The organism is Polynucleobacter sp. 80A-SIGWE, assembly GCF_018882295.1.
Taxonomy (GTDB): domain Bacteria; phylum Pseudomonadota; class Gammaproteobacteria; order Burkholderiales; family Burkholderiaceae; genus Polynucleobacter.
Window position 1 is genome coordinate 662,720 of the sequence record NZ_JACVOR010000001.1, and the last position, 22,633, is coordinate 685,352.

The window sequence follows — 22,633 nt, forward strand, 5'->3', positions numbered from 1 at the left end:
AAAGGGACCGCATTTCTGTGATCCCTTTGAGTTACTGGTGAGCCCGGCTAGTTAATCTTTTTGCAGGAATACATTAACGGTTTCTGAAAGTTTCTTATAGCTTTGGAATAAGAATGCATGCCCGCCTTCATAAAAGGCCAGCCAAGCAAAAGGAATTTGATTGGCGATTACGACTGAGTTTTTGGGATTGTCGATGATATCTTCACGACCATCTGCAACTAGAACAGGAACTTTAATATTCTTTAAGTCCTTGTAATTTTGATTGTCTGCATCCCACAGGGTAATGCGAGCACGAACTTGGCGCGCCTTTGTTTCCTTGGATACTATAAAGTCGTCAGGGATAGTTCCTGCAGCTTTTGCTGCTGCCCACCTCTCGTATACAACCTTAGCAGCTGCTTTGCCTTCAGGCGTTATTGGGAATAGCAACTCGAAATTCTCCATCGGAGAAAGGTTTGGATTATTTAATTCCTCGCCAACTTTTTTATTGATGGCAATTTGATATTTTCCACCTGGATTCGGGGCGCACAGAATTACTTTGTTGATTAGCTCCGGGTGTCTGATAACCAGTTGTTGTCCAATCCGGGCACCCATTGACCAGGAGAATACGTTGACCTTTTTAAAGCCCAGTGCTTTGACTAGACCCGCGGCATCATCTGCCATTTGCGGAATGGTGGTGTTATTTTCTTTAGTATCAGTAGAGAGTCCGGCGCCACGATTATCAAAAATAATGAGCTGGTTATTCTTAGCTAACTCATCAAGAAGGGCTGGATCCCATGCACTCAAGGTGCCGGCATAACCCATAATCAGAATCATCGGATCGCCTTTGCCTTTGAGGTAATAGGCTAACTTCACACCATTAACTGGAGCATACTTAATTTCAGGCTTTTCTTGGGCTTGCGCTGGAATGCTTAGGCTCAGAGAGATGAAAAGGGTGGCAATAGTTAAATAAATGCTTCGCATAAGGGCGACATTTAAAAAAGGCGAGATCTTAACGATGGGCTTCATGGCGGTCTATTGTTTTGGATAAAGGGAAATATTAGCATTTGAAGGTCAGCTCAAGAAAACAGAGTGTTCCGGAAATGAAAAAGCCACCCGAAGGTGGCTTTTGGTATTACTGGTGGGTCGGGCGAGATTCGAACTCGCGACCAACGGATTAAAAGTCCGCTGCTCTACCGACTGAGCTACCGACCCAGTAAGACAGAAATTATAGCAAGAACTTGGTTTGACTTCCCTCGGTTTGCTGGGTTTTCCCTCTACGCCTTGTAGTTACAAGAGCGCTACGCGTTTGCCCGTCTTGCTACCGGTGGGTTTTTTGAGAAATAGTCCTTAATTCCCCTCAAGATTGCCTCCGCAATGCGGTCTTGGTAGGCGTCGTCATTGAGGCGAGCTTCCTCCTGGGGGTTACTGATAAAGGCAGTTTCTACCAAGATGGATGGGATATCGGGGGCCTTAAGAACCGCAAAGCTGGCTTGCTCAACTTTGGCTTTATGTAATGGGGCAAAACCACTAATTTGCTTGAGGATCGATGTGCCTACCTGAAGTGAGTCTTTGATCTGGGCGGTGGTCGACATATCCAGCAATAAATTCGCAACCTGTTTATCTTGCGTCTTGATATTGATGCCACCAATTAAGTCGGAAGCATTTTCTTTATTGGCCATCCAGCGCGCTGTTGTGCTACTGGCACCCATTTGGGATAGGGCAAAAACTGATGCTCCTTTTGCCCTGGGTTCAATAAAGGCGTCAGCATGAATGGAAACAAATAGATCCGCCTCTACTCGGCGTGCTTTTTGTACGCGAGTATGCAGAGGTACAAAGTAATCGCCATCTCTGGTGAGAAATGGGCGCATGTATGGATCATTTTCAATCTTGTCACGCAAGCGTTTGGCAATCGAGAGCACTACATGCTTTTCTTTAGAGCCCATAGTGCCAATTGCGCCCGGATCTTCTCCACCATGACCAGCATCGATTGCAATAGTAATAAGGCGCTTATGTTTTGCTTGAGCAGGCGGCTCTTTTACATCCGGAATTGCTTGAGCCACCGGAGCCTTTGGAGCCTCTTTTTCTTTCTTGGTGGCGAACTGTGCAATCAGGTCAATTTCTTCATTGGCTTTTTCTAGAGCACTTTCTTTGCGCGCGCTGCTCTTGACTAATTCCATCAAAGGGTCGGGCGGAATGGCTGGGTAGAGATCCAGCACCATGCGGTATTGATATTCCGCAATAGGATCTAGCGTAAAGAGCTGAGGTTTCACTGGCTCCTTAAGGTCAAATACCAAGCGCACCAGTCCAGGCTGGAATTGACCCACTCGAATTTGTGAAACATAAGGATCATTCGGTTTGACCTTGGCAACCAAGTCTTTCAGGGTGGAATTCAATTCCATGCCTTGAACATCGACTACTAGACGATCGGGATTCGTGAGTAATTGTTGTGTAATCGGCAATGCTTTATCTGACTCCAGGGTGATGCGCGTGTAATCCTCTGCTGGCCAAATACGTACGCCCAAGATCTTGGCGCCCCAAGCGATCTCTGCCTCGCTGAAAAAGAGGATGAAGCCCAACATCTTTGCTGAAGTCTTGAGATGCTTTCTTCTGGAGGAATTAATCAGGGGCTTGCTCATCTCTATTGGGTTTGCATCTTTTCGATAACAGCTATGCCCTGGCTAGAGTTTGCTTTGAAGCTAAGGTTTCTTGCGTTCTCATCATCGCCAGCAATGAGATGAATTTCAATATCAAAAGCGGGCAGGGTGCCTTCGGCTTTTTCTGGCCACTCCACTAAACAAAATCCGGGCTCATCAAAATGTTCTGCAAAGCCAGCCTCTTGCCATTCCAGTGAATCCCGCATGCGGTAGAGGTCGAAGTGGTGGGCTGTGATATTAGTAGCGGTGGATGGATTGCTGCTATTGATTTGAATGGGATATGGCTCACACAAGGTATAGGTAGGACTCTTGACGCGACCCTCGTATCCCAGGGCTTGTATTAGATGGCGAGCAAAGGTGGTCTTGCCGGCCCCCAGATCGCCCTCTAGGGAGATATTGAGGTGTGTGCTGTGAACTGCTTCGAAAAGATGGCTAAGGCTGCTGGCAAGCTTTTTCGCTAAAGCAGTGGTATCCGCTTCTTGCCTACAATATTGATTAAATGAATTCTGAGCCATTTGCCTAGTTTATTCAATTATTAAGCTACATTCTGTATTCCTAATGACTTCTTCCCAAATACCGAACCCTGTTGATCAGGCCAATCTTCGCGAATGGCTGGATGAACAGTCTCGTTCATTGGGTTTTGATGGATTGCGTATTACTGATACCCATCTTGGATCGGCCACAGAGCGGCTTCACGAGTGGTTGGAGCAGGGGCGTCATGGCGAAATGGAATACATGGCTAGGCATGCCAATGTACGCTCTGATCCGGGCATGCTAGTTCCAGGAGCTGTCAGGGTAATCTGCGTCACCATGAATTACCTATCACCCGCAATTGATTTTGACCATGAGTGGGATAGATTGAGAGATCCCACTCAAGCTGTGGTCTCGATGTATGCTCGAGGGCGCGACTATCACAAGGTCATGCGCAATCGTTTGCAAGAATTTGCGCAGTTGATTGAAAAGAAAATTGGATCGTTTGGTTATCGTGTCTTTACGGATTCAGCGCCATTGATGGAGGTCGAGTTGGCTCGTAAGGCCGGCCTGGGGTGGCGAGGTAAACATACATTACTGCTCAATCGCGAATTCGGATCGACATTCTTTTTGGGAGAAATCCTAGTCGATGTTCCCCTACCGATTGATCAAGAAGAAGAATCGCATTGCGGAACTTGCCAAGCATGTATTGATGTTTGTCCAACACAGGCAATTACTGCGCCTTACCAATTAGATGCGCGACGTTGCATCTCCTATTTGACGATTGAAAATCCGGATGCCATTCCGGTAGAGTTTCGTAGGGCGATGGGTAATCGCGTTTACGGATGCGATGACTGCCAATTGATTTGCCCTTGGAATAAATTTGCGCAACGATCTGCCTTGCCAGATTTTGCTGAGCGTCATGGTCTTGGTAGAGCAAGTCTCTTGCAACTATGGTCTTGGACTGAAGATGAGTTTGAGAAGCGCCACGAGGGCAGCGCCATTCGCCGTATCGGTTATTCTCGCTGGCGCAGAAACTTGGCGGTCGCTATAGGTAATGCTTTGGCTGAGAACACTGTGCCTGAGGCAGATAAAGACTTGCTGCGAAAAGCTCTGCGTGATGCTTTGCCCATGGCAGATGTCTTAGTAGCTGAGCATATTGACTGGGCGCTAGGTTCTTAAGCCCTCCTTACCAATTATGTTTCCATCTCACTTACAATGATTTCATGTCATCAGCCGATCAACCCTATATGGACCCTAGCGAAATTGCTCTAGAGGGTTCGGCAGCACAGCGTTTTAAAAATCGCAGCGATGCTTTCTGGACTGGCATTCGGGATGCTGCAGGCGCGCCAGCCATGGTCTTATTTGCTGGCATGGTGGGCTTTGGAGCAATGGGTAAAACCAATGGCTTAGATGTTTGGTTTACTGGGGCGACTAGTTTCTTAATGTTTGCCTTGCCTGGCCAAGTAGTTTTGTTGGAGATGGCGATCACTGGATCATCAGTCTTGGCAATCATTTTGGCAGTCTCTCTGACGTCTACTCGCTTTATCACGATGACGGTAACCCTCTTTCCGCAGTTCCACGAAAAAGATCGCAATCATCGCCTCTACGCTTCGGTGCATTTGTTGGCAATGACTGCTTGGGCTATCTCGATGCGCGAGTTTCAGACGATGGAAGCAAAACATCGCCTAAGCTACTTTGTTGGATTGGGATTGTTGTGTTGGTTAATCTCTATCCCGGGAACTATCTTGGGGTATTTTCTGGCCGGCATGGTTCCGGCTGCAATCACACTTGGTCTTGTCTTTATCAACCCATTATTCTTTTTGCTGACCTTTACCGAGGTAAAGCCTTGGATTAATCGGATTGCGATTGGCTTAGGATTTGTGCTCGGGCCTTTTTTCTTTATCTTAGACCGTGATACCAGCTTGCTCACTACTGGCTTGGTAGCGGGTACGGCTGCTTACTTCTTTGATCGCAAAGTATTGCGTAAGAAAGCAGGGGTCATTAGCTGATGAATGCCGCTCTTCAAGGATGGGGTTTATGGATTGCCCTAGCGGGCGCCACAATCGGGACCTACTTCTGTCGCGCGATTGGTGTCCTACTCGCAAAACGAATTAATCAAGATAGCGAGATCTTTCGCTGGCTTGCAGCGGTAACTTATGCAATGGTTGCCGCCTTAGTTGTCAGAATGATTTTGATGCCGATTGGTCTTCTAGCAACCGTCCCTGTATGGATTCGGATTCTCATTTGCGTGCTCAGTATCGGCGTGATGGTTTCTAAGCCAACACGCCGTCTCGTCCCAGCCTTATTGACTGGAACGCTCTTGATGCTCGCTTACGGCGTAATGCGCTAAGTCAATCGCCTCAGTAATTTGGTTTAGAGATGGGCTGCCAAAATTTTGGCAATGTGTACGGCGTCTCTTTGTGTGCCATCAGCAATTTGGTGGCGACAGCTTGTCCCATCTGCAACGACCCAACTATCTGGCGCTTTCCGTATTGCGGGCAATAGACTAGCTTCTGCCATTTGCTTAGACACTGCAATGTGCTCTGCCTCATAACCAAAACTTCCAGCCATGCCGCAACAAGAAGACTCAATGAGTTTGGGCTCCGCATTAGGGATCAGCTTTAAGAGTTCCATTGCTGGTGTAACAGCGGCAAATGATTTTTGATGGCAATGTCCATGAAATAAGACGGGGCGCGAAGCAGGTTTTAATTGCAGCTTGAGCTTCCCACTCTTTACTTCGCTAGCCAAGAACTCTTCTAAAAGCTGTACATGCTGACTTACAGCAACTGCGCGTTCACCAAAACCCATCACCAATGCTTCATCCTTTAAGGTAAAGAGGCATGAAGGCTCGAGACCAATAATCGGGATGTCTTTTTCAGCAAATGGGGCAAGATGATTTACCAATTCATCTAGGCTAGCTTTGGCCTTGTCAACCATACCGGCAGCTAAATAGGTGCGACCACAGCAGAATTCCTTAGAGCAGGTGTTTTGTGTTGAGTCTGATTTTGAGTTTTCTTTATCCAGGCTTTTCTGAGGAATATGTACACGATATCCAGCGGCTTTCAGAACTGCTAATGCAGCTTGTAAGTTTTCATCTTCGAAGTAAGCGTTGAAAGTGTCAGCTAAAAGTACCACGCCCTTATTACCATTTGTATCAGTCTTACTCAGCTCCGCTGGCGTAAATTGATAGGGTGTAATAGCGCTCTTATTACTCCAGAATGTTTTGGCTTTCCAGATTGGCAGACTTCTTTGTGCGGAAATGCCCATGATCCACTCTTGCAATTTAGCAATCGGCGCGATGTGGTTGCGAAGATTGAGTAGGGCAGGAAGGCCGGGAATACTGCTAATAATTGGGGCGTATTTAGGTAAATAGGCAACTGCTAAATCGCGCAGCGTATGACCGGTTCGCTTTTTATAGGCTGACAGAAACTCAATTTTCATCTTCGCCATATCAACGCCGGTAGGACATTCACGACGGCAGGCTTTGCAACTGACACAGAGCTCCATTACTTCTTTAATGGCATCGCTTCCGAGTGGTGAACTTTCGTTTTTGATATCTAGTTGATTGGAGAGTGCGAGACGCAGGGTGTTGGCGCGACCACGGGTGAGGTGTTTTTCATCACGTGTAACCCGATAACTTGGGCACATCACTTCAGCATCGAACTTGCGGCAGTGACCATTGTTATTACACATCTCGACTGCTTTAGCTAAGCCCATCGCAGGGTCGCCACCAGTACCGGGCGCACTCGTTTCTTCTGTAACGGGATTGTTTTGCACATTCCATGCAGACCAATCTAATGCCGGTTGTAGTGGAATGACTTTATAGCTTGGCGGAAAGCGGAAGTTGCTAGCGTCATCCATCTTAGGTGGATCAATGATCTTGCCAGGATTAAATAATCCATTCGGATCAAACGCATGCTTGATCTCTGCGAGAGCTTCAGTAATCTTGGGGCCAAACTGCCAAGAGATCCATTCGCCACGGCAGAGTCCATCACCGTGCTCACCGCTGTAGGCACCTTTGTATTTGCGAACAAGTGCTGAAGCCTCTTCTGCAACTGCCCGCATCTTTTGTGCCCCATCGCGACGCATATCTAAGATCGGGCGGACGTGGAGGGTGCCAACAGAGGCATGCGCATACCAGGTCCCACGTGAACCATATTTTGAAAATACATCTGTCAGTGCTTGGGTGTATTCAGCAAGACTTTCTAATGGGACTGCGCAGTCCTCAATGAAGCTGACTGGCTTTCCATCGCCCTTGAGGCTCATCATGATGTTCAGGCCTGCCTTGCGCACTTCCCATAAATTCTTTTGCAAGCCGGCATCAGGCATTGCAACTACTGAACCCGGAAGCCCTAGGTCACCCATGAGGCTTTGCAAGGACTTGAGTTTCTCGAGCAAGGGCGCATGCGCCTCTCCTGAGAACTCTACTAATAAAATGGCTTCAGGTGTTTGAGCATCAGCATCAATCAGCGCTGTCTCAATGGTTTTCTTGAAGCTTGGGTTGTGACGCGCTAAGTCAATCATAGTGCGATCCACCAATTCAACGGCGGTAGGCCCTAGTTTGACAATATGCTGAGCGCTGTCCATCGCCTTAAAGAAACTCGCGAAGTTCACCACTCCGAGCACCTTGTGTTGCGGCAAGGGTGCCAGTTTCAGTTCAAGCGATTTGAAGTAAGCCAAAGTACCTTCGCTGCCTACTAAGAGGTGCGCTAAATTGACGCTACCATCTTGAGTGTAAGGACGCTCACTTTGCGGATGGAACACATCGAGGTTATATCCAGCAACACGTCTTAATACTTTCGGAAAGCGCGCTTCGATTTCAGGTTGGAGTGTATTAGCGAGGCCTTTTACAAAATCCCCCAGTTGTTTTGCGGCGCCAGAGCTATGTGCGTAATTGCCAAAGTTGGCGACCTGTCCATTTGCTAACCAGGCATCAATTCCTAAAACGTTGTGCACCATATTCCCATAGGCAATGGATCGGCTACCACAAGAGTTGTTGCCTGCCATGCCACCAATCGTTGCCTGCCCAGCAGTAGAGACATCTACGGGATACCAAAGGCCGTGCGGCTTGAGAGCAGCGTTGAGGTGATCTAAAACAATGCCAGGCTCAACGACTGCAGTTGCCTTCTCTGGATCGGCATGCAAGAGTTTGCGAAAGTATTTAGTGTTATCAATAACGAGTGCCGTACCTGTAGTCTGACCGCACTGACTAGTACCTCCGCCACGCGGCAGAACTGGGACACCTAGGTCAGCTGCAATTTGGATAGCGGTCGCAATATCTTCAGCAGTTTTCGGCACAAATACTGCAACAGGCATAGCTTGATAGATCGACGCATCGGTTGCATAACGTCCACGACTAGCCATGTCAGTCATGACTTCACCGGTGGTTTCTTGTTTGAGTCGCTTTGCTAACTCTGCCTTATTAGCAACGAATTCCGGTAAGGGCAAATCCAGTGGCTTGTTCATGCTGCAACTTTCTCGTTAGATTCTGAGTCAACTAATTGAATAACCACATCACGCTTATTCATGACATGTTGCATCATGACTTTGCGCATACGTACGCTATCGCGCGCCTTTAGTGCATCCAACATTTCTTGATGTTCCCCAACAGCCTTTTCCCATTTCACGCCATCTTGATTGGAGCGAAAGCGGAGCGCCTCGATGCGCGCGTTAACCTGAGTAAATAGCTGACTCAAGACGGGGTTGTTCGCAGCGTGATTAATTGCTTGATGAATCTTGAGATTGAGTCGGTAGTAGCTAGAGAGATCTCTGCGCGCATACGAGGCCATCATTTCATATTGAAGCGCTTCAAGTTCAATGAGCGCTTGATCGCTAATGTTTTGAGCTGCTAACTCCCCAGAGTAGCCCTCTAAGTTTGCGATCACATCAAAGGTGTGAATGATGTCGTCCCGAGTTAATTGCACTGCGATCGCACCACGATTGGCGATCAGTTCAACTAATCCATCGGCAGCCAGACGTCTAATCGCCTCGCGGATAGGGGTACGAGAAACATTGAGTTGCTCTGCCAACTCACGTTCATTCAGTTTGCTGCCGGGAGTGATCGCACCCTCCACCAATAAAGATCGGAGCTTTTGAAAGGTCGCTTCGTGTAAGTTTTGGGTATTTGGAGGTGCTGTGAGCATCATTTGAAATGCCTTAAATTTGTATACATATTTACTATAACCCATCAATAAGGATAAATAAGGCTATAAAAGCCTTATTTTTTACTTATTTGATAAATATTTTGCATACAAAATTGTAAATTGCCAAAAAGTACCTTACACTGGCTTGCAAGATTAACTACAAAAACCAAGCGAGACTCAGCATGCTAAAACTAGATAACCACCTCTCAGGACGTCATTTCTTACACATTCCTGGTCCAAGTCCAGTGCCTTCACGCATTTTGCGGGCAATTAGCTATCAAACGATTGATCACCGCGGCCCCGAATTTGGTGCATTTGGCCTTAAGGTTTTGGATGGCATCAAGAAGATTTTTAAGACCGAGCAGCCCGTGATTATTTATTCTGCTTCTGGAACTGGCTCCTGGGAAGGTGCTTTAGTTAATGTCCTCAATCCTGGCGATAAGGTGCTCTTTTATGAAACCGGTCACTTCGCAAACTTGTGGCGTGCTCTAGCCAAAAAGATTGGCATTGAAGTTGAGGTAGTAGGTAAAGCAGGTGCGGATACTTGGCGTTGGGGTGTTGATGCATCTGTGATTGAAGAGCGCTTACGCAAAGATACTCAGCATGAAATCAAGGCGGTTTGTGTAGTACACAACGAAACTTCAACTGGTATGACATCCAATATTGCTGCGGTTCGCAAGGCGATGGATGATGCAAAACATCCAGCGCTATTACTCGTGGATAGCGTATCTGGCTTGGGTTCAGCGGACTATGAGCATGACAAATGGGGTGCTGACGTAACCGTTTCCGGCTCACAAAAAGGTTTGATGTTGCCTCCAGGGATTGGCTTTAATGCTTTGTCACCAAAAGCGATTGAAGCAAGTAAGCACAGCAAAATTCCAAAGGCTTATTTAGCCTGGGATGAAATTTTAGAATCGAATAAAACAGGTTACTGGCCGACTACACCAAGTACCAATCTGATGTACGGTTTGCATGAAGCAATCGATATGATGCAGACCGAGGGCATGGATACGATTTTTGCTCGCCATCAACGCTTAGCTGAGGCTTGTCGTCGCGCAGTTGCAGCCTGGGGTCTTGAGAACCAGTGTTTGGATCCAAATGCTTATTCACCAGTATTAACAGCGATTGTGGTTCCAGAGGGAATGGATGCGGATGTACTGCGTAAGCATGCCCTTGAAAAGTTCAATCTTTCGCTCGGAACTGGCTTAGGCAAGCTCAAAGGCAAGATTTTCCGTATCGGCCACCTTGGCGATTGCAATGAATTGAGCCTCATGGCTGCTTTGAGTGGGGTAGAGATGAGTTTTAGCTCTATTGGCTACAAACCCAAGGCCAGCGGTGTAGTTGCGGCCCAAGAGTACCTAAAGTAAGGCTTGGTCGGCAGACTCAACCTATAATTCACCATATATATCAATAGCATTAGAGACAGAGAGATTAATCATGTTGGCAACTAAACCGTATTTAACTCAGGCTGATGTTCAAAAGATTTTGGATGCAGCAGATAAGCATGCAGCAGCGAATAACTGGGCAGTGACTATCGCCGTTTGTGATGATGGCGGCCATGTGTTGGGTTTAACTCGTCGTGATGGTTGCGCTCCTGTCTCCGCTTACATCGCCCAAGAAAAAGCACGCACTGCTGCAATGGGTAAACGCGAGAGCCGCGTTTACGAAGAAATTATTAATAACGGACGTATTTCCTTTTTATCTGCCCCACATATTTCGGGCATGTTGGAAGGTGGCGTCAATATCGAGGTAAATGGGTTTACCATCGGCGCAGTCGGCGTTTCCGGCGTTAAATCGACTGAGGATGCCGAAACCGCGAAGGCCGGCATTGCAGCCATTCTGTAAGTTACCTTGACAAATACTGTTCCTGAAATAAATTCTCCTACCGGCGCTACTGAGAGTAGCGCCACCCCAGCAACAATTACCTTTGCTGACTTTGGATTAGATCCAAAGATTCAAAAAGCGGTATCTGAGCAGGGTTACAACACCCCAACTCCGATTCAAGCGCAATCTATCCCGCACGTTTTGGCGGGAAGTGATTTGATGGGCGCAGCCCAAACGGGTACTGGTAAGACGGCTGCCTTTGTGTTGCCGATCATTCAAAAGATTCTGCGTCACGCGAGTAGTAGTGCATCGCCTGCTCGTCATCCCATCCGTGCCTTGGTGTTGACACCGACACGTGAGTTAGCTGTTCAAGTTGCTGAAAATGCAGCGAGCTATTCCAAGCACACCGATTTACGTGCCGCCGTGGTTTATGGTGGTGTGGATATGAAAGAGCAAGTTGCCACATTGCGTGGCGGTGTAGAAATTTTGATTGCTACTCCTGGCCGCTTGCTTGACCACATTGGCTCCAAAGTAGCCAATCTCTCTCAAGTAGAAATTCTGGTGTTGGATGAAGCAGATCGCATGCTCGATATGGGTTTCTTACCTGACTTGCAACGCATTATTGATTTGATTCCAGCACAGCGTCAAACGCTCTTGTTCTCAGCAACGTTTTCTCCAGAGATTAAGAAGTTAGCGCAAAGTTATTTACGTACACCAGTCACTGTTGAAGTGGCTCGCCAAAATGCTGCGGCCGATACTGTGAAGCAAGTGGTGCATATGGTGTCCAGTGCTGACAAGCAACGCGCGATTGTGAAAGTGCTTGAAGCACGTACGCGTCAAGGCTTATCTCGCCAGTGCATCATCTTTACTAATAGCCGTTTGGGTTGTGCTCGATTGGCTCGCTCATTGGAGCGCGATGGTATTAAGGCGGGCGCGATTCATGGAGATAAGAGTCAAGGTGAACGTACTTTAACGCTGGATGCATTTAAGTCTGGCGCGATTGAAGCTCTCGTTGCAACAGACGTAGCTGCACGTGGTTTAGATATTCCTTCGATGCCTTGTGTGATTAATCATGAATTGCCATTTAATGCGGAAGACTTTATTCACCGCATTGGTCGCACAGGTCGTGCAGGCAGTAAGGGCGATGCGATTGCATTGGTCGATGCCAGTGAAAAACGTTTGCTCGACGATATTGAAAAGTTGATGAAGCGGAAGTTGGACGTGCAGCCATTGCCTGAAGGTAGTCCTAGTTCCGCACCGAGCAGAAGCTCATCAAGATCAGATGCGCCAGCCAAAATGTCAGATCCATTTTTCTATAAGCCGTATGAGCCTAGTGCTGCTGCACAGCCGAGCGCTAGCGCTACAAATGCTGAAGAGAAAAAAGTCGGCATCACGCCCGCAAGGCCAGCTGTTGGTGCTTTGCTCGGTGGCTTTAAGAAGAAGTAATCTTTCTATCCCAAGCCTGAGTGGCTGCTAAAAGCCACTCAGCAATCGAAGTATCTTTTCCGTCCGGAAGATCTCTCAATCCTAAATGTCCTGCAGCTTTACGTAACTCCTGTAAAGCCTGTTGCGCATTCTCAGTTTGAATACCACTCGCTAAAGTTTGCTTACTAAGCTTTTCACCATGCTCATCTAGCACCAGGGGTAGATGTAAATAATTTGGTGTTGAATATCCTAAAACATCCTGAAGATGAATTTGTCGTGCCGTGTTATTGAGTAAATCTGCACCACGCACAATGTGAGTGATTCCTTGTTCAGCATCATCCACCACTACCGCCAGTTGATAGGTGAATACGCCATCACGACGACGCAGTACAAAATCTCCCACTTCTCGATTGAGATCTTGGCTTTGTTTGCCTAGGGCTAGATCTTCAAAATGAATGGCGAGATCAGGGGGGAGGGCGAGCCGCCAAGCTACTTCAGCCGAGAGGGTGTTTTCACCCCCATAGGCTGGTATTTCTTGGGGGCGGCAACTTCCTGGGTAGATCATCTCTTGATTGCGAGGGGTAATAACTCCACGAGCCTCTAGGGTGTTTGCAATGCTTTGCCGGGAGCAGGTGCATGGATAGGCGATTTGAAGCTCATTTAAGCGCTTTAGAGCCCATTCATAGCGCTCTTGACGCTTGGATTGCCAAGTCGGCTCCTCGTCCCAGGTGAGGCCGCAGGCAAGCAATTGGCGTAGTATTTCCTGATCCGCCCCCGGAATGCAGCGGGGGGTATCTAAATCCTCGATTCTGAGCAGCCATTCCCCTTGATTTTGTCGGGCATCTAGCCAGCTTCCAAGGGCCGCAACTAGCGATCCTGCATGAAGCGGGCCAGTAGGCGAGGGGGCAAAGCGCCCGCGATAGCCGTCGGCTGGGGATGAGGGGTTTTTAAGGTTCGGCACAGCTAAAATGATCTCATGGCTTCACCCCGTTTTGTTCATCTGCGCGTCCATTCCGAGTTTTCAATTACGGATGGCGTCGTTCGCATTGATGATGCGGTTGCTGCAGCCGAAAAAGACGGGATGGGGGCCTTAGCGCTCACCGATTTAAGTAATTTATTTGGTTTGGTTCGTTTTTATAGCGCCGCACGCTCTGGTGGAATTAAGCCAATTGCGGGCGCGGATGTTTGGGTGAGCAATCCTCAGGACCCAGATCAACCCTATCGTCTATTACTCTTGGTTCAAAACCATTCTGGTTACCTTAATCTATGCCAGTTGTTGAGTAAGGCTTCCCTAGAAAATCAGACACGTGGTCGTGCTGAAGTGGATCCCAAATGGTTTAGTGAGCCTGCCTCCAAAGCTGAAGATAAGGCTGTAAAAAGAACGTTGGCCTACGGATTAATTGCGCTCTCGAGCGGACGTTGGGGTGATGTTGGTTCTGCGCTGTTGGCTGGTCAAGAGGATCAAGCTAAAGACGCCGCCAAGCGCTGGGCAACATTATTTCCAAATTCTTTTTACATAGAAGTTCAACGTGGCGGTCATCCTCAGGATGAAAAGCAGTTGCAGCTTGCCTGTCACTTAGCGAGTGAATTGGATTTGCCAATCGTTGCTACGCATCCTGTGCAGTTTATGCAACGCAGTGATTTCACAGCTCATGAGGCGCGCGTGTGTATTGCGGAAGGTGAGCTCTTGGGTAATCCTCGTCGCACCAAAAAATTTAATGAAGAGCAATATTTTTTATCTCAAGAGGAGATGGAAAAGCGCTTTGCAGATTTGCCTGTTGCACTCGCTAATTCAGTAGAGATTGCTAAGCGATGCAATCTTTCCTTAACCTTGGGTCAGCCACGCTTACCGGATTTCCCAACACCACCTGGTATTACGCTCGACGATTATTTATTACAGCAATCGGAGATTGGCTTGAAGCGCCACATGGAGCGCAACTTCCCTGATCCAGAAGAGCGCGCCAAGGAAGAGGCGCGTTATCACGAGCGCCTCGTGTTTGAGGTGAAGACGATTGCTCAAATGGGCTTCCCAGGTTACTTCTTGATTGTTGCGGACTTCATTAACTGGGCAAAAAATAATGGTGTACCAGTAGGCCCAGGTCGTGGATCTGGAGCTGGATCTTTGGTTGCTTATTCACTTGGCATTACTGACCTGGATCCATTGCGCTACAACTTGCTCTTTGAGCGCTTTCTCAATCCTGAGCGAGTTTCAATGCCCGACTTCGATATTGACTTCTGTCAGCATGGGCGCGATCGCGTTATTCAGTACGTAAAAGATAAGTACGGAAAAGATGCGGTCAGTCAAATCGCTACCTTCGGAACAATGGCTGCGCGCGCAGCCATTCGTGACGTGGGTCGTGTACTCGAGCAGGGCTATAACTTCGTTGATGGTATTGCTAAGTTGATTCCAAATAAGCCAGGTCAGTACATGACTATTGAAATGGCGAAGAAGGAGGAGAAGCAATTAGGCGAACGCGAAAAAAATGAAGATGAAGTACGTCAGCTTCTATCGCTTGCTCAACAGTTAGAAGGTATGACCCGCAACGTCGGTATGCATGCGGGTGGCGTATTAATTGCTCCTGGCCGTTTAACTGATTTTTGCCCGCTATATACACAAGAAGCAAAAGACTCTAAAGATCAAGAGAGTGGCTCCGTCATTAGTCAGTTTGATAAAGATGACGTTGAGGCAATCGGCTTAGTAAAGTTTGACTTCTTGGGCCTAACAACGCTGACGATTTTGGCGGCTGCTGAAAAATGGATTAAGACATTACATGCTGATCGTAAAGATTGGAATATTGGTGAAATCCCTCTTGATGATCAAAAAGCTTTTGAAGTTTTAAAGAATGCTAATACAGTCGCCGTCTTCCAGCTAGAAAGTCGCGGCATGCAAGGCATGCTTCGTGAGGCCAAGCCTGACCGCTTCGAAGACATTATTGCGCTCGTCGCGCTTTACCGTCCAGGTCCAATGGACTTGATCCCAGACTTTATTGAACGTAAGCATGGGCGTCAGAAAGTAGAGTATCCAGATCCGCGTATTGAGCCGGTTCTGCAAGAAACCTACGGCATCATGGTCTATCAAGAGCAGGTGATGCAGATGGCTCAGATGATCGGCGGCTACTCACTCGGTGGCGCAGACATGTTGCGTCGTGCGATGGGTAAGAAGAAGCCTGAAGAGATGGCGCAGCATCGCAAGATTTTTAGTGATGGCGCAAAAGCGGGTGGTATTACCGAAGGTAAGGCCAACGAGATTTATGACTTAATGGAGCGTTTTGCAGGCTATGGATTTAATAAATCCCATGCTGCCGCTTATGCGCTCCTAGCGTATCAAACTGCCTGGTTAAAAGCCTACTACCCTGCTGAATTTATGGCAGCCAACTTATCGCTCGCAATGGATGACACCGATAAGGTGAAGATTCTGTATGACGATTGTTTAGCAAATAATATTCGCGTGTTCTCGCCTGATATTAATACTGGTGTTTATGTGTTCACACCATTGCGTGCGCCAGATGCTGCCCCGGATTCTCCGATCAGTCATATTCGTTATGGCTTAGGTGCAGTGAGGGGTACTGGTGAGGCGGCGATTGAAGTAATCGTGAAGGCACGTGAGGCGGGTGGTCCGTTTAAAGATCTGTTTGATTTCTGTGCCCGCGTCGATCGTCGGCAAGTGAACCGTCGTGCGATTGAGGCTTTGATGCGTGCCGGTGCTTTTGATGGTTTGTACAAAGACTCCATTCCTGCCGGTGGCAATCCTTACGATATTCGATCTACCTTATTGGCCTCTTTGGCGCGTGCAATTGAGGCGGCAGAACAAGCAGAAGCCTCAATCAATCAGGTGAGTTTGTTTGAGGTGGCAGGCGAAGAGGATCGTCACTTACCCGAGTTAGTACGCGAGCCAGTCTGGTCTGAGAAGAAGCGCCTACAGGATGAGAAAAGCGCTCTAGGGCTCTGTTTAACTGGCCACATGTTTGACGCCTATCGTGACGAGACTGCGCATTTTATTCGCCAGCCATTGTCTAAGGTGACTGAGGGCAAAGATCAGTTGATCGCCGGCATTATTACTTCTGCTCGTATGCTAACTGGTCAGCGTGGCCGTATGATGATTGCAACCATTGATGATGGCACTGCTGCAATTGAGGTGACTCTTTATAGCGAAGTCTATGAACCGAATCGCTCTTGGCTTAAAGAAGACGAGTTGCTAGTAGCTAAGGTAAACGTTACGCCAGATAAGTTTTCTGGAGGGATGCGGATCGTGTCGGAGGCAGTGATGGATATTACGGGTGCCCGCATGCGTTTTGCGCGCAACGTGCATCTATCGATCGATTCAGCGATTGATCTCAAATCCTTACGTAGCCAAATCGGACCCTACTTAATGAGTAATCGTGTGCGGGATCCTAAGTTAGGGCCTGCAGCAGCCTCTATGCCAAGCGCTAGTGAAGGCCTCAAAGGTTTAATGCTTACGGCCGCAGTTACTACCAGTGGTGGTGCCTGTCTGATGCAATTCCCAGAAGAGTTGCGCATCTATCCTGATGATGCTTGCTTGCATGGCTTGAATCAAATTTTGGCTGCCAAGCAATCCAATACCGTTCAGGTTCAGTACCACTAAATCGGCGGCAGTAAAACTATACGGAGTTCGTTATTTATTTGTAGCGGCTTGAAGTGCTGTAATTACTTGATTTGGTTCCAAGTGATCCAAGCATTCGCTATTACTGCTTGCGCGGTCTTCGCAACCTGCTTTGCGGCAGGGGACGCATTCACCAGGCCCTTGCAAAATCGTGACATTACCAACTGTCTGCGAGCGAGCTCTTAATTGATAGGGTTGTGCGCCAATAAAGCCATTTGGCCATGGGCCAAAGTTGGTAGGTGGCGTTGGACCAAATAGGGCAATCGTAGGCGTGTTGCATGCTGCTGCAAGATGGGTGATCGAGGTATCGACCCCAACATAAGCTATCGCTCCACGAATCAGGGTGCCCGCCTGTGGGATAGTAAGTAGACCCGTAGTATCAACCACATGCTTACGGGTTTCCTCATCAAGCAATGAAAGAATATCTTGATTGAGTTGAAGATCTTGCTTAGCAGGGGATGCGCTCAGCACCACTTGCCAGCCTTGTTTAGTAATCCATGTCAGCAATGTTTGCCAATAAGCCAGCGGCCAGCGCTTATAAGCGGTTAAAGGTCCGGGATGAACCACTACATAGGGAGAATGAAGTTGAGCAGCAATGCTTGGGGTAATGGGATCACCAGCTGGGGCTGTTACTGAGACTGGTTTTTTAAATAATTCCAGTGGATTCCGATAAAAGATCTCGAGGAGGCGAAGCTTTTCGGTAATGACATGTTGTGCAAAATAATCCACATCAACTGTATGTAAGCTGATAGCCTTTTTCCAGACGTTTTGTTGATCACTTTTACTTTTTTTGGTTTTATCTTGCTCTGTGAGGCCTTGAGGATGGCCACCCAACACGCCTACGCGTTGATGAGCTGCTACTAAGCCATAGAAATAGGCGCGATCGCTCGGTTGCGTAACTACAGCTAAGTCGTAACGTTGAAAGAGTCTAAAAAATAAGCAAAGATATTCTTTGAGTTTGGGGTGGTCTGAAGTTTCGATTGTCTGAGCAATATCAGGATTACCCTTGAGCATGTCGAGCTTACCGCGATGACCCAAGAAGTGAAACTCAGCATCAGGCCACAGTTCACGTGCTTGTGAAATTAACGGTGTAGTGACAAGGACATCTCCAATTTGGCGAGTCGCAATAAATAAAACTTTTTTCGGCTTTAGCGCTGAGAATGCAGTCATGGAGTTAATGTAACTCAATCCTACTGGGCTTTAGCCAGAATTTTTTCGCGAACGCGACGCGCATTTTCTGCGGCATTGGATTGATCATTCATGCGGTGGTAGAGGTGAAGTACTTCAGTGGACCACGATCCAGATTTACGAATCAAACCCCTGTTTTGTAGTCTGAAAACAAAATCGGCATCTTCATGACCCCAACCCGTCATGGTTTCATCAAAGCCACCTATGGCTAGGGCATCTGCTTTCCAGCAGGCTAGATTGCAGCCCTTAATGCGTCGCCAGACGAATTTCTTGTAATCACGCCAGGTGCCATCACCCAACTTGATTTTGATTGGCCAATACTTGTTGACGCCGCCCGATAGTCGATAGCTTAACAAGTGACTGGAAAATTTATTGAAGTCCCAGCGGGGCCAAGAAAGAATATCTTTTGTTAAAGCTTCATTGAGTAAGACTCGACTGCCGGTAATGAAGCAACCTTTTTTTGCCAGCGTTCGATGTTGTGCTACAAAGTCGGGCTGCACTACGCAGTCCCCATCTAGATATATGAAGTATTCGCCCGAAGCCTCTGCGCTTGCAAGGTTGCGAATGAGGGCCAAACGAAATCCTAAATCTTCATGCCAGACATGCTTAATCTGCCGTTTAGATTTGAGCTTAAACGAATCAATAAAGTCTTTGGTATCCGGTCTTGAGCCATCATCGGCAATAAGGATCTCAAAGTTGGAGTCAGTTTGAGTTTCGAGGGATTGCAAAACAAAATCGAGGGCATCGATTCTGTTGTAAGTTGCAACGATGACGCTGATCTTCATTTTTCTGTTTGGTTTTGAATGAGCCAAATTTTCATGTAGCGGTAGTAACTACCTTCAGCATTTGAGAGGGCTAAAGCAAGTCCCTGATAACCATCCAGAAATCCCGCTCTAATGAAGTAGGTTCTGATGAAGGCCCACATGCCGTGCAGAATTGCTTTAAGGGGATTGCTTCGCCTTCCCTTAGCAAAAGCCTGTTCAGCCGATGCTGTTGAATAACGATCAATTTTTTGTAGAACCTGTGAAAAGTTCATAAAACTGAAGTGCAGCATGGAATTTTCTAGCCTCGCTACTTGTCCACTTGGGATCAGGCGCTCATGCACGAGGTCATCGGAGAAGCGGGCAGTACCGCGCTTAAATAACCGGTCTACATAATCGGGACTCCAACCAGAATGGCGAATAAAGCGGCCGCAATACCAAGATAAGCGTGGAATCGCAAAGCAGTCGACGTGAGCGGGGTGATTGATAGCGGTCAGAATTTCACTTCTGAGGGCCGGGGTGAGGCGCTCATCAGCATCCAGGGAGAGAACCCATTCACCTGTTGCTAAGTCCAGGGCGCGGTTCTTTTGGGGGCCAAATCCAGGCCAATCAGCTGGTTGGCTAAGGACTGCCCCGTGGTTTTTGGCGATTTCTAGGGTGCTATCGCTGCTGTTGGTATCAACCACCACAATTTGCTGGGCAATCCCCTCTAGGGAGGCCAGACAATCGGCCAAATTGGCCTCTTCATTGCGAGTGATGAGTATGACGGATAAGGTGGGCATAATTCATTATATGAATGCTCAAGACCGAATCGCACTAAATCGCTTAATTCAGTACCTCAAGCCCCATATTGGCTTAATTATTGGCTCTTTATTAGCTATGGCGCTAGTAGCTGGCGCTGAAACCTCCATCCCTGCGCTGATGAAGCCCTTGTTAGATCGCGGCTTCACTGGACAGATGGATAACAAGCTCTGGCAGGTGCCGGTTTTCTTGGTCGGATTGGCTTTTGTCCGAGGAATGGCGCAATTTTTATCTAGCTATCTTCTGAATCGCGTCATCAATGCGGTTTTGCTAAAGATGCGTTTGCAGATGTTTAAGGTCTTACTGCATTCAAGCACCACTTTCTTCCAAAAGAACTCCGCATCAAGCTTGATTAATGCAGTCGTTTTTGAAGTCAACAACGCCCTCTCAATTATGGGCTCAATGTTGATCAGTCTGGTGCGTGATTCTCTTACGGTCGTTGGGTTGATTGGCTATTTAATTTATCTAAATTGGCAACTTACCTTAGTAGTGCTAATGATTTTCCCAGTCATCGCGTTAATTATTGGCAGAATTAATAAACGCTTGCGCTCACTCAATCGTGAGCAGCAAACAATGACCAGCGAGCTTGCTTATATCGTTGAGGAATCTGCCGCTGGATACAAGATTGTGAAAGTGCATGGCGCAGAAGAGTATGAGATGCGTCGCTTTATGGAAAAGGCTGACCGCTTACGCCAATTTGCTTTGAAGTCAGCAGTTGCTGGCGGACTGAATCAACCCATTACGCAACTCATTGCTTCTATGGCGCTTTCAATTGTATTGGTCATTGCCTTGATGCAGTCGTCCTCTGAAGGCACTACGGTGGGTGGTTTTGCCTCATTTATTACTGCCATGATGTTGGTGATTTCACCGATTAAACATTTGGCGGATATTAATCAGCCTTTGCAGCGCGGCTTAACTGCTTCAGAGATGATTTTCTCGCTCATGGATCAACCTTTTGAAGAGGACGAATCCCGCAAAGAGAATATGAAGTCCTTAAGTAAGGCTAAAGGCGGAATTCGATTTGAGGATGTTGGCTTCTCTTATCAGCAAGAGGTTGGGCGCAAAGATGCGCTTACAGGCGTGAATTTAAATATCAAGCCTGGTGAAGTGGTTGCCTTTGTTGGCCCATCTGGTGGCGGTAAATCCACTCTAGTCAATTTGCTCCCACGTTTCTTTAAACCAACACATGGTCAAATTTTCCTGGACGATATTCCTCTTGAGGATATTGTTCTGGCGGATGTACGCAAGCAAATTGCTTTTGTAAGTCAGGATGTCATTTTATTTAATGACAGCATTGCAGCTAACGTTGCATATGGTGCGGTAGGCCCAGAGGGTATCGACCGAGGACGTGTGATGGAAGCGCTTGAGGCGGCAAATTTATCTGCGCTCATGAAGGAAATGCCTGAAGGTATTGATACGCAGATTGGTGATAACGGCAATCGTTTATCCGGTGGCCAGCGTCAGCGTTTAGCGATTGCGAGAGCGATTTATAAAGATGCACCTATCCTGATCTTGGATGAGGCAACTTCCGCTCTGGATTCTGAATCTGAACGTCAGGTGCAGGACGCTTTAGAACGTTTGATGGCAGGCAGAACCACTCTGGTAATTGCACATCGCTTATCGACAATTGAGCATGCCAATCGGATTGTGGTGCTGGAGCATGGTCGTGTGATTGAGAATGGCTCACACGAAGAATTGATTGCTAAGGATGGCCTGTATGCCAACTTGCATCGCATCCAGTTTTCGAATGCTTAATTCTTTTTAGAGTTTTTGATCCAAAGCCAGGAGCTATTGCAAATATCCGATAGCTTCTCTTTGGTTTTCCACCCCAGGACTTTCTCTGCTTTATCTGCCTTGGCGTAGTACTCCGGAAGATCGCCTGGGCGTCGACCAACTATCTTGTATGGAATTTTATGGCCACTAGCTTCTTGAAAGTGACGTAGGAGATCCAGAACGCTATAGCTATCACCGCTACCTAGGTTAAAGGTATGGCACCCAGCATTGTTCTGAAGCCAGATGAGCGCAGCTAGATGGCCTTCAGCCAAATCCATGACATGGATGTAGTCGCGCTTACCTGTGCCATCTGGGGTGTCGTAATCATCTCCAAAAATATTGAGTACTGGCAGCTTTCCATTTACAACCTGCCCAATAACTGGCATCAAATTGTTCGGAATTCCATTGGGGTCCTCACCAATAAGTCCTGATTCATGGGCGCCAACTGGGTTGAAGTATCTGAGGCAGGCAATTTTCCATTCTTTATCGCTCGTGCTTAGATCCCTTAGTATTTCTTCTACCTGGAGTTTATTGCGACCATAGGGATTGGTTGGGCTGGTGGGGTGGTCTTCATCGTAGGGCAGATAAACTGGATCACCATAAACAGTGGCGCTACTGCTAAAAACTAGAGTCTTAATCCCAACCGCTTGCATTGCTTGTATTAGGCTAATGCTGCCTTGTACATTATTTGCATAGTATTCAATCGGCTTTTGGGACGACTCGCCGACAGCCTTTAATCCAGCAAGATGAATCACTGCCTCAATTTTTGCATCACGCAAAACTTTGGTGAGTTTTTCGGTATCTCGAACATCTCCTTCTGTAAATCCAATGCTCTTAGAGCAAATTTTCTGTACTCGATCTAAAGTGCCGATGTTGCTATTACAAAGATTGTCATAAATATGAACCTGATGACCAGCATTTGCCAAGAGGAGTGCTGTATGGCTGCCGATATAACCCATGCCGCCAGTAAGTAAAATATTCAAAAGAGCC

General features: G+C 47.4%; 18 protein-coding genes and 1 tRNA gene. 8 read left to right on the forward strand and 11 right to left on the reverse strand.

Annotation, left to right across the window (positions count from 1 at the left end):
• Positions 1-51 precede the first annotated feature (51 nt).
• The 4 genes from ICN25_RS03515 to tsaE all read right to left on the reverse strand — a co-directional run bounded on the left by ICN25_RS03515 (position 52) and on the right by tsaE (position 3,148).
• Positions 52-1,005 carry an alpha/beta fold hydrolase gene (locus ICN25_RS03515; protein WP_216179052.1) on the reverse strand — a complete coding sequence of 318 codons (954 nt, stop codon included), beginning with the start codon at positions 1,003-1,005 and terminating at the stop codon, positions 52-54.
• Between the two features lie 110 nt (positions 1,006-1,115).
• A tRNA-Lys gene (locus ICN25_RS03520) sits at positions 1,116-1,191 on the reverse strand.
• An 86-nt stretch (positions 1,192-1,277) separates the two neighbouring features.
• Positions 1,278-2,615, reverse strand: a complete 1,338-nt coding sequence (locus tag ICN25_RS03525) for an N-acetylmuramoyl-L-alanine amidase (protein WP_216179054.1) — start codon at positions 2,613-2,615, stop codon at positions 1,278-1,280.
• Positions 2,616-2,617: 2 nt separating this feature from the next.
• Positions 2,618-3,148 (reverse strand): tRNA (adenosine(37)-N6)-threonylcarbamoyltransferase complex ATPase subunit type 1 TsaE, encoded by a 531-nt coding sequence (gene tsaE / locus ICN25_RS03530; RefSeq protein ID WP_216179056.1) that lies wholly within the window; start codon positions 3,146-3,148, stop codon positions 2,618-2,620.
• A gap of 43 nt (positions 3,149-3,191) precedes the next feature.
• Here tsaE and queG point away from each other — a divergent pair, with 43 nt between their 5' ends.
• The 3 genes from queG to ICN25_RS03545 are packed head-to-tail and all read left to right on the forward strand — an operon-like array spanning position 3,192 to position 5,457.
• Positions 3,192-4,286 carry a tRNA epoxyqueuosine(34) reductase QueG gene (gene queG, locus ICN25_RS03535; protein ID WP_216179058.1) on the forward strand — a complete coding sequence of 365 codons (1,095 nt, stop codon included), beginning with the start codon at positions 3,192-3,194 and terminating at the stop codon, positions 4,284-4,286.
• A 44-nt stretch (positions 4,287-4,330) separates the two neighbouring features.
• Positions 4,331-5,116, forward strand: coding sequence for an AzlC family ABC transporter permease (locus tag ICN25_RS03540; RefSeq protein WP_216179060.1), 786 nt, complete (start codon positions 4,331-4,333; stop codon positions 5,114-5,116).
• Entirely contained in the window at positions 5,116-5,457 is a 342-nt protein-coding gene (locus ICN25_RS03545; RefSeq protein WP_216179062.1) for an AzlD domain-containing protein, read from the forward strand. The genes ICN25_RS03540 and ICN25_RS03545 overlap by 1 nt, the downstream gene beginning before the upstream one ends.
• Before the next feature lie 23 nt (positions 5,458-5,480).
• Here ICN25_RS03545 and ICN25_RS03550 read toward each other — a convergent pair whose 3' ends face one another.
• Positions 5,481-8,573 carry an FAD-binding and (Fe-S)-binding domain-containing protein gene (locus ICN25_RS03550; protein ID WP_216179064.1) on the reverse strand — a complete coding sequence of 1,031 codons (3,093 nt, stop codon included), beginning with the start codon at positions 8,571-8,573 and terminating at the stop codon, positions 5,481-5,483.
• Positions 8,570-9,253 carry a GntR family transcriptional regulator gene (locus tag ICN25_RS03555; RefSeq protein WP_255536662.1) on the reverse strand — a complete coding sequence of 228 codons (684 nt, stop codon included), beginning with the start codon at positions 9,251-9,253 and terminating at the stop codon, positions 8,570-8,572. Before ICN25_RS03555 ends, ICN25_RS03550 begins: the two co-directional genes overlap by 4 nt.
• A gap of 179 nt (positions 9,254-9,432) precedes the next feature.
• Here ICN25_RS03555 and ICN25_RS03560 point away from each other — a divergent pair, with 179 nt between their 5' ends.
• The 3 genes from ICN25_RS03560 (at position 9,433) to ICN25_RS03570 (ending at position 12,520) form a co-directional block, all read left to right on the forward strand.
• Positions 9,433-10,617: an alanine--glyoxylate aminotransferase family protein gene (locus tag ICN25_RS03560; protein WP_216179066.1), complete on the forward strand. Its 1,185-nt coding sequence runs from the start codon at positions 9,433-9,435 to the stop codon at positions 10,615-10,617.
• A gap of 73 nt (positions 10,618-10,690) precedes the next feature.
• Positions 10,691-11,095, forward strand: coding sequence for a heme-binding protein (locus tag ICN25_RS03565; RefSeq protein ID WP_216179580.1), 405 nt, complete (start codon positions 10,691-10,693; stop codon positions 11,093-11,095).
• 6 nt (positions 11,096-11,101) lie between these two features.
• Positions 11,102-12,520, forward strand: a complete 1,419-nt coding sequence (locus ICN25_RS03570; RefSeq protein ID WP_216179068.1) for a DEAD/DEAH box helicase — start codon at positions 11,102-11,104, stop codon at positions 12,518-12,520.
• On the opposite strand, the gene gluQRS is transcribed toward ICN25_RS03570, so the two are convergent.
• On the reverse strand, positions 12,507-13,460 hold the full coding sequence (gluQRS, locus tag ICN25_RS03575) for a tRNA glutamyl-Q(34) synthetase GluQRS (RefSeq protein WP_370624688.1): 954 nt from the start codon (positions 13,458-13,460) through the stop codon (positions 12,507-12,509). The two genes, ICN25_RS03570 and gluQRS, sit on opposite strands and share 14 nt — an antisense overlap.
• 15 nt (positions 13,461-13,475) lie before the next feature.
• Here gluQRS and dnaE point away from each other — a divergent pair, with 15 nt between their 5' ends.
• Entirely contained in the window at positions 13,476-17,102 is a 3,627-nt protein-coding gene (dnaE, locus tag ICN25_RS03580; protein ID WP_216179070.1) for a DNA polymerase III subunit alpha, read from the forward strand.
• A gap of 30 nt (positions 17,103-17,132) precedes the next feature.
• Here the strand turns inward: dnaE and ICN25_RS03585 are convergent, their stop codons facing one another.
• The 3 genes from ICN25_RS03585 to ICN25_RS03595 are packed head-to-tail and all read right to left on the reverse strand — an operon-like array spanning position 17,133 to position 19,851.
• Complete coding sequence (locus ICN25_RS03585) at positions 17,133-18,290, reverse strand: glycosyltransferase family 9 protein (RefSeq protein ID WP_216179073.1); 1,158 nt, start codon at positions 18,288-18,290, stop codon at positions 17,133-17,135.
• Positions 18,291-18,310: 20 nt separating this feature from the next.
• Entirely contained in the window at positions 18,311-19,093 is a 783-nt protein-coding gene (locus tag ICN25_RS03590) for a glycosyltransferase family 2 protein (RefSeq protein WP_216179075.1), read from the reverse strand.
• Entirely contained in the window at positions 19,090-19,851 is a 762-nt protein-coding gene (locus tag ICN25_RS03595; RefSeq protein WP_216179076.1) for a glycosyltransferase family 2 protein, read from the reverse strand. The genes ICN25_RS03590 and ICN25_RS03595 overlap by 4 nt, the downstream gene beginning before the upstream one ends.
• Positions 19,852-19,861: 10 nt before the next feature.
• Here ICN25_RS03595 and msbA point away from each other — a divergent pair, with 10 nt between their 5' ends.
• A complete protein-coding gene (gene msbA, locus ICN25_RS03600) occupies positions 19,862-21,625 on the forward strand; it encodes a lipid A export permease/ATP-binding protein MsbA (RefSeq protein WP_216179077.1) in 1,764 nt (587 codons plus the stop codon).
• Here the strand turns inward: msbA and galE are convergent.
• Positions 21,622-22,626 (reverse strand): UDP-glucose 4-epimerase GalE, encoded by a 1,005-nt coding sequence (gene galE, locus ICN25_RS03605; RefSeq protein WP_216179078.1) that lies wholly within the window; start codon positions 22,624-22,626, stop codon positions 21,622-21,624. The genes msbA and galE overlap by 4 nt on opposite strands.
• Positions 22,627-22,633: the final 7 nt, after the last annotated feature.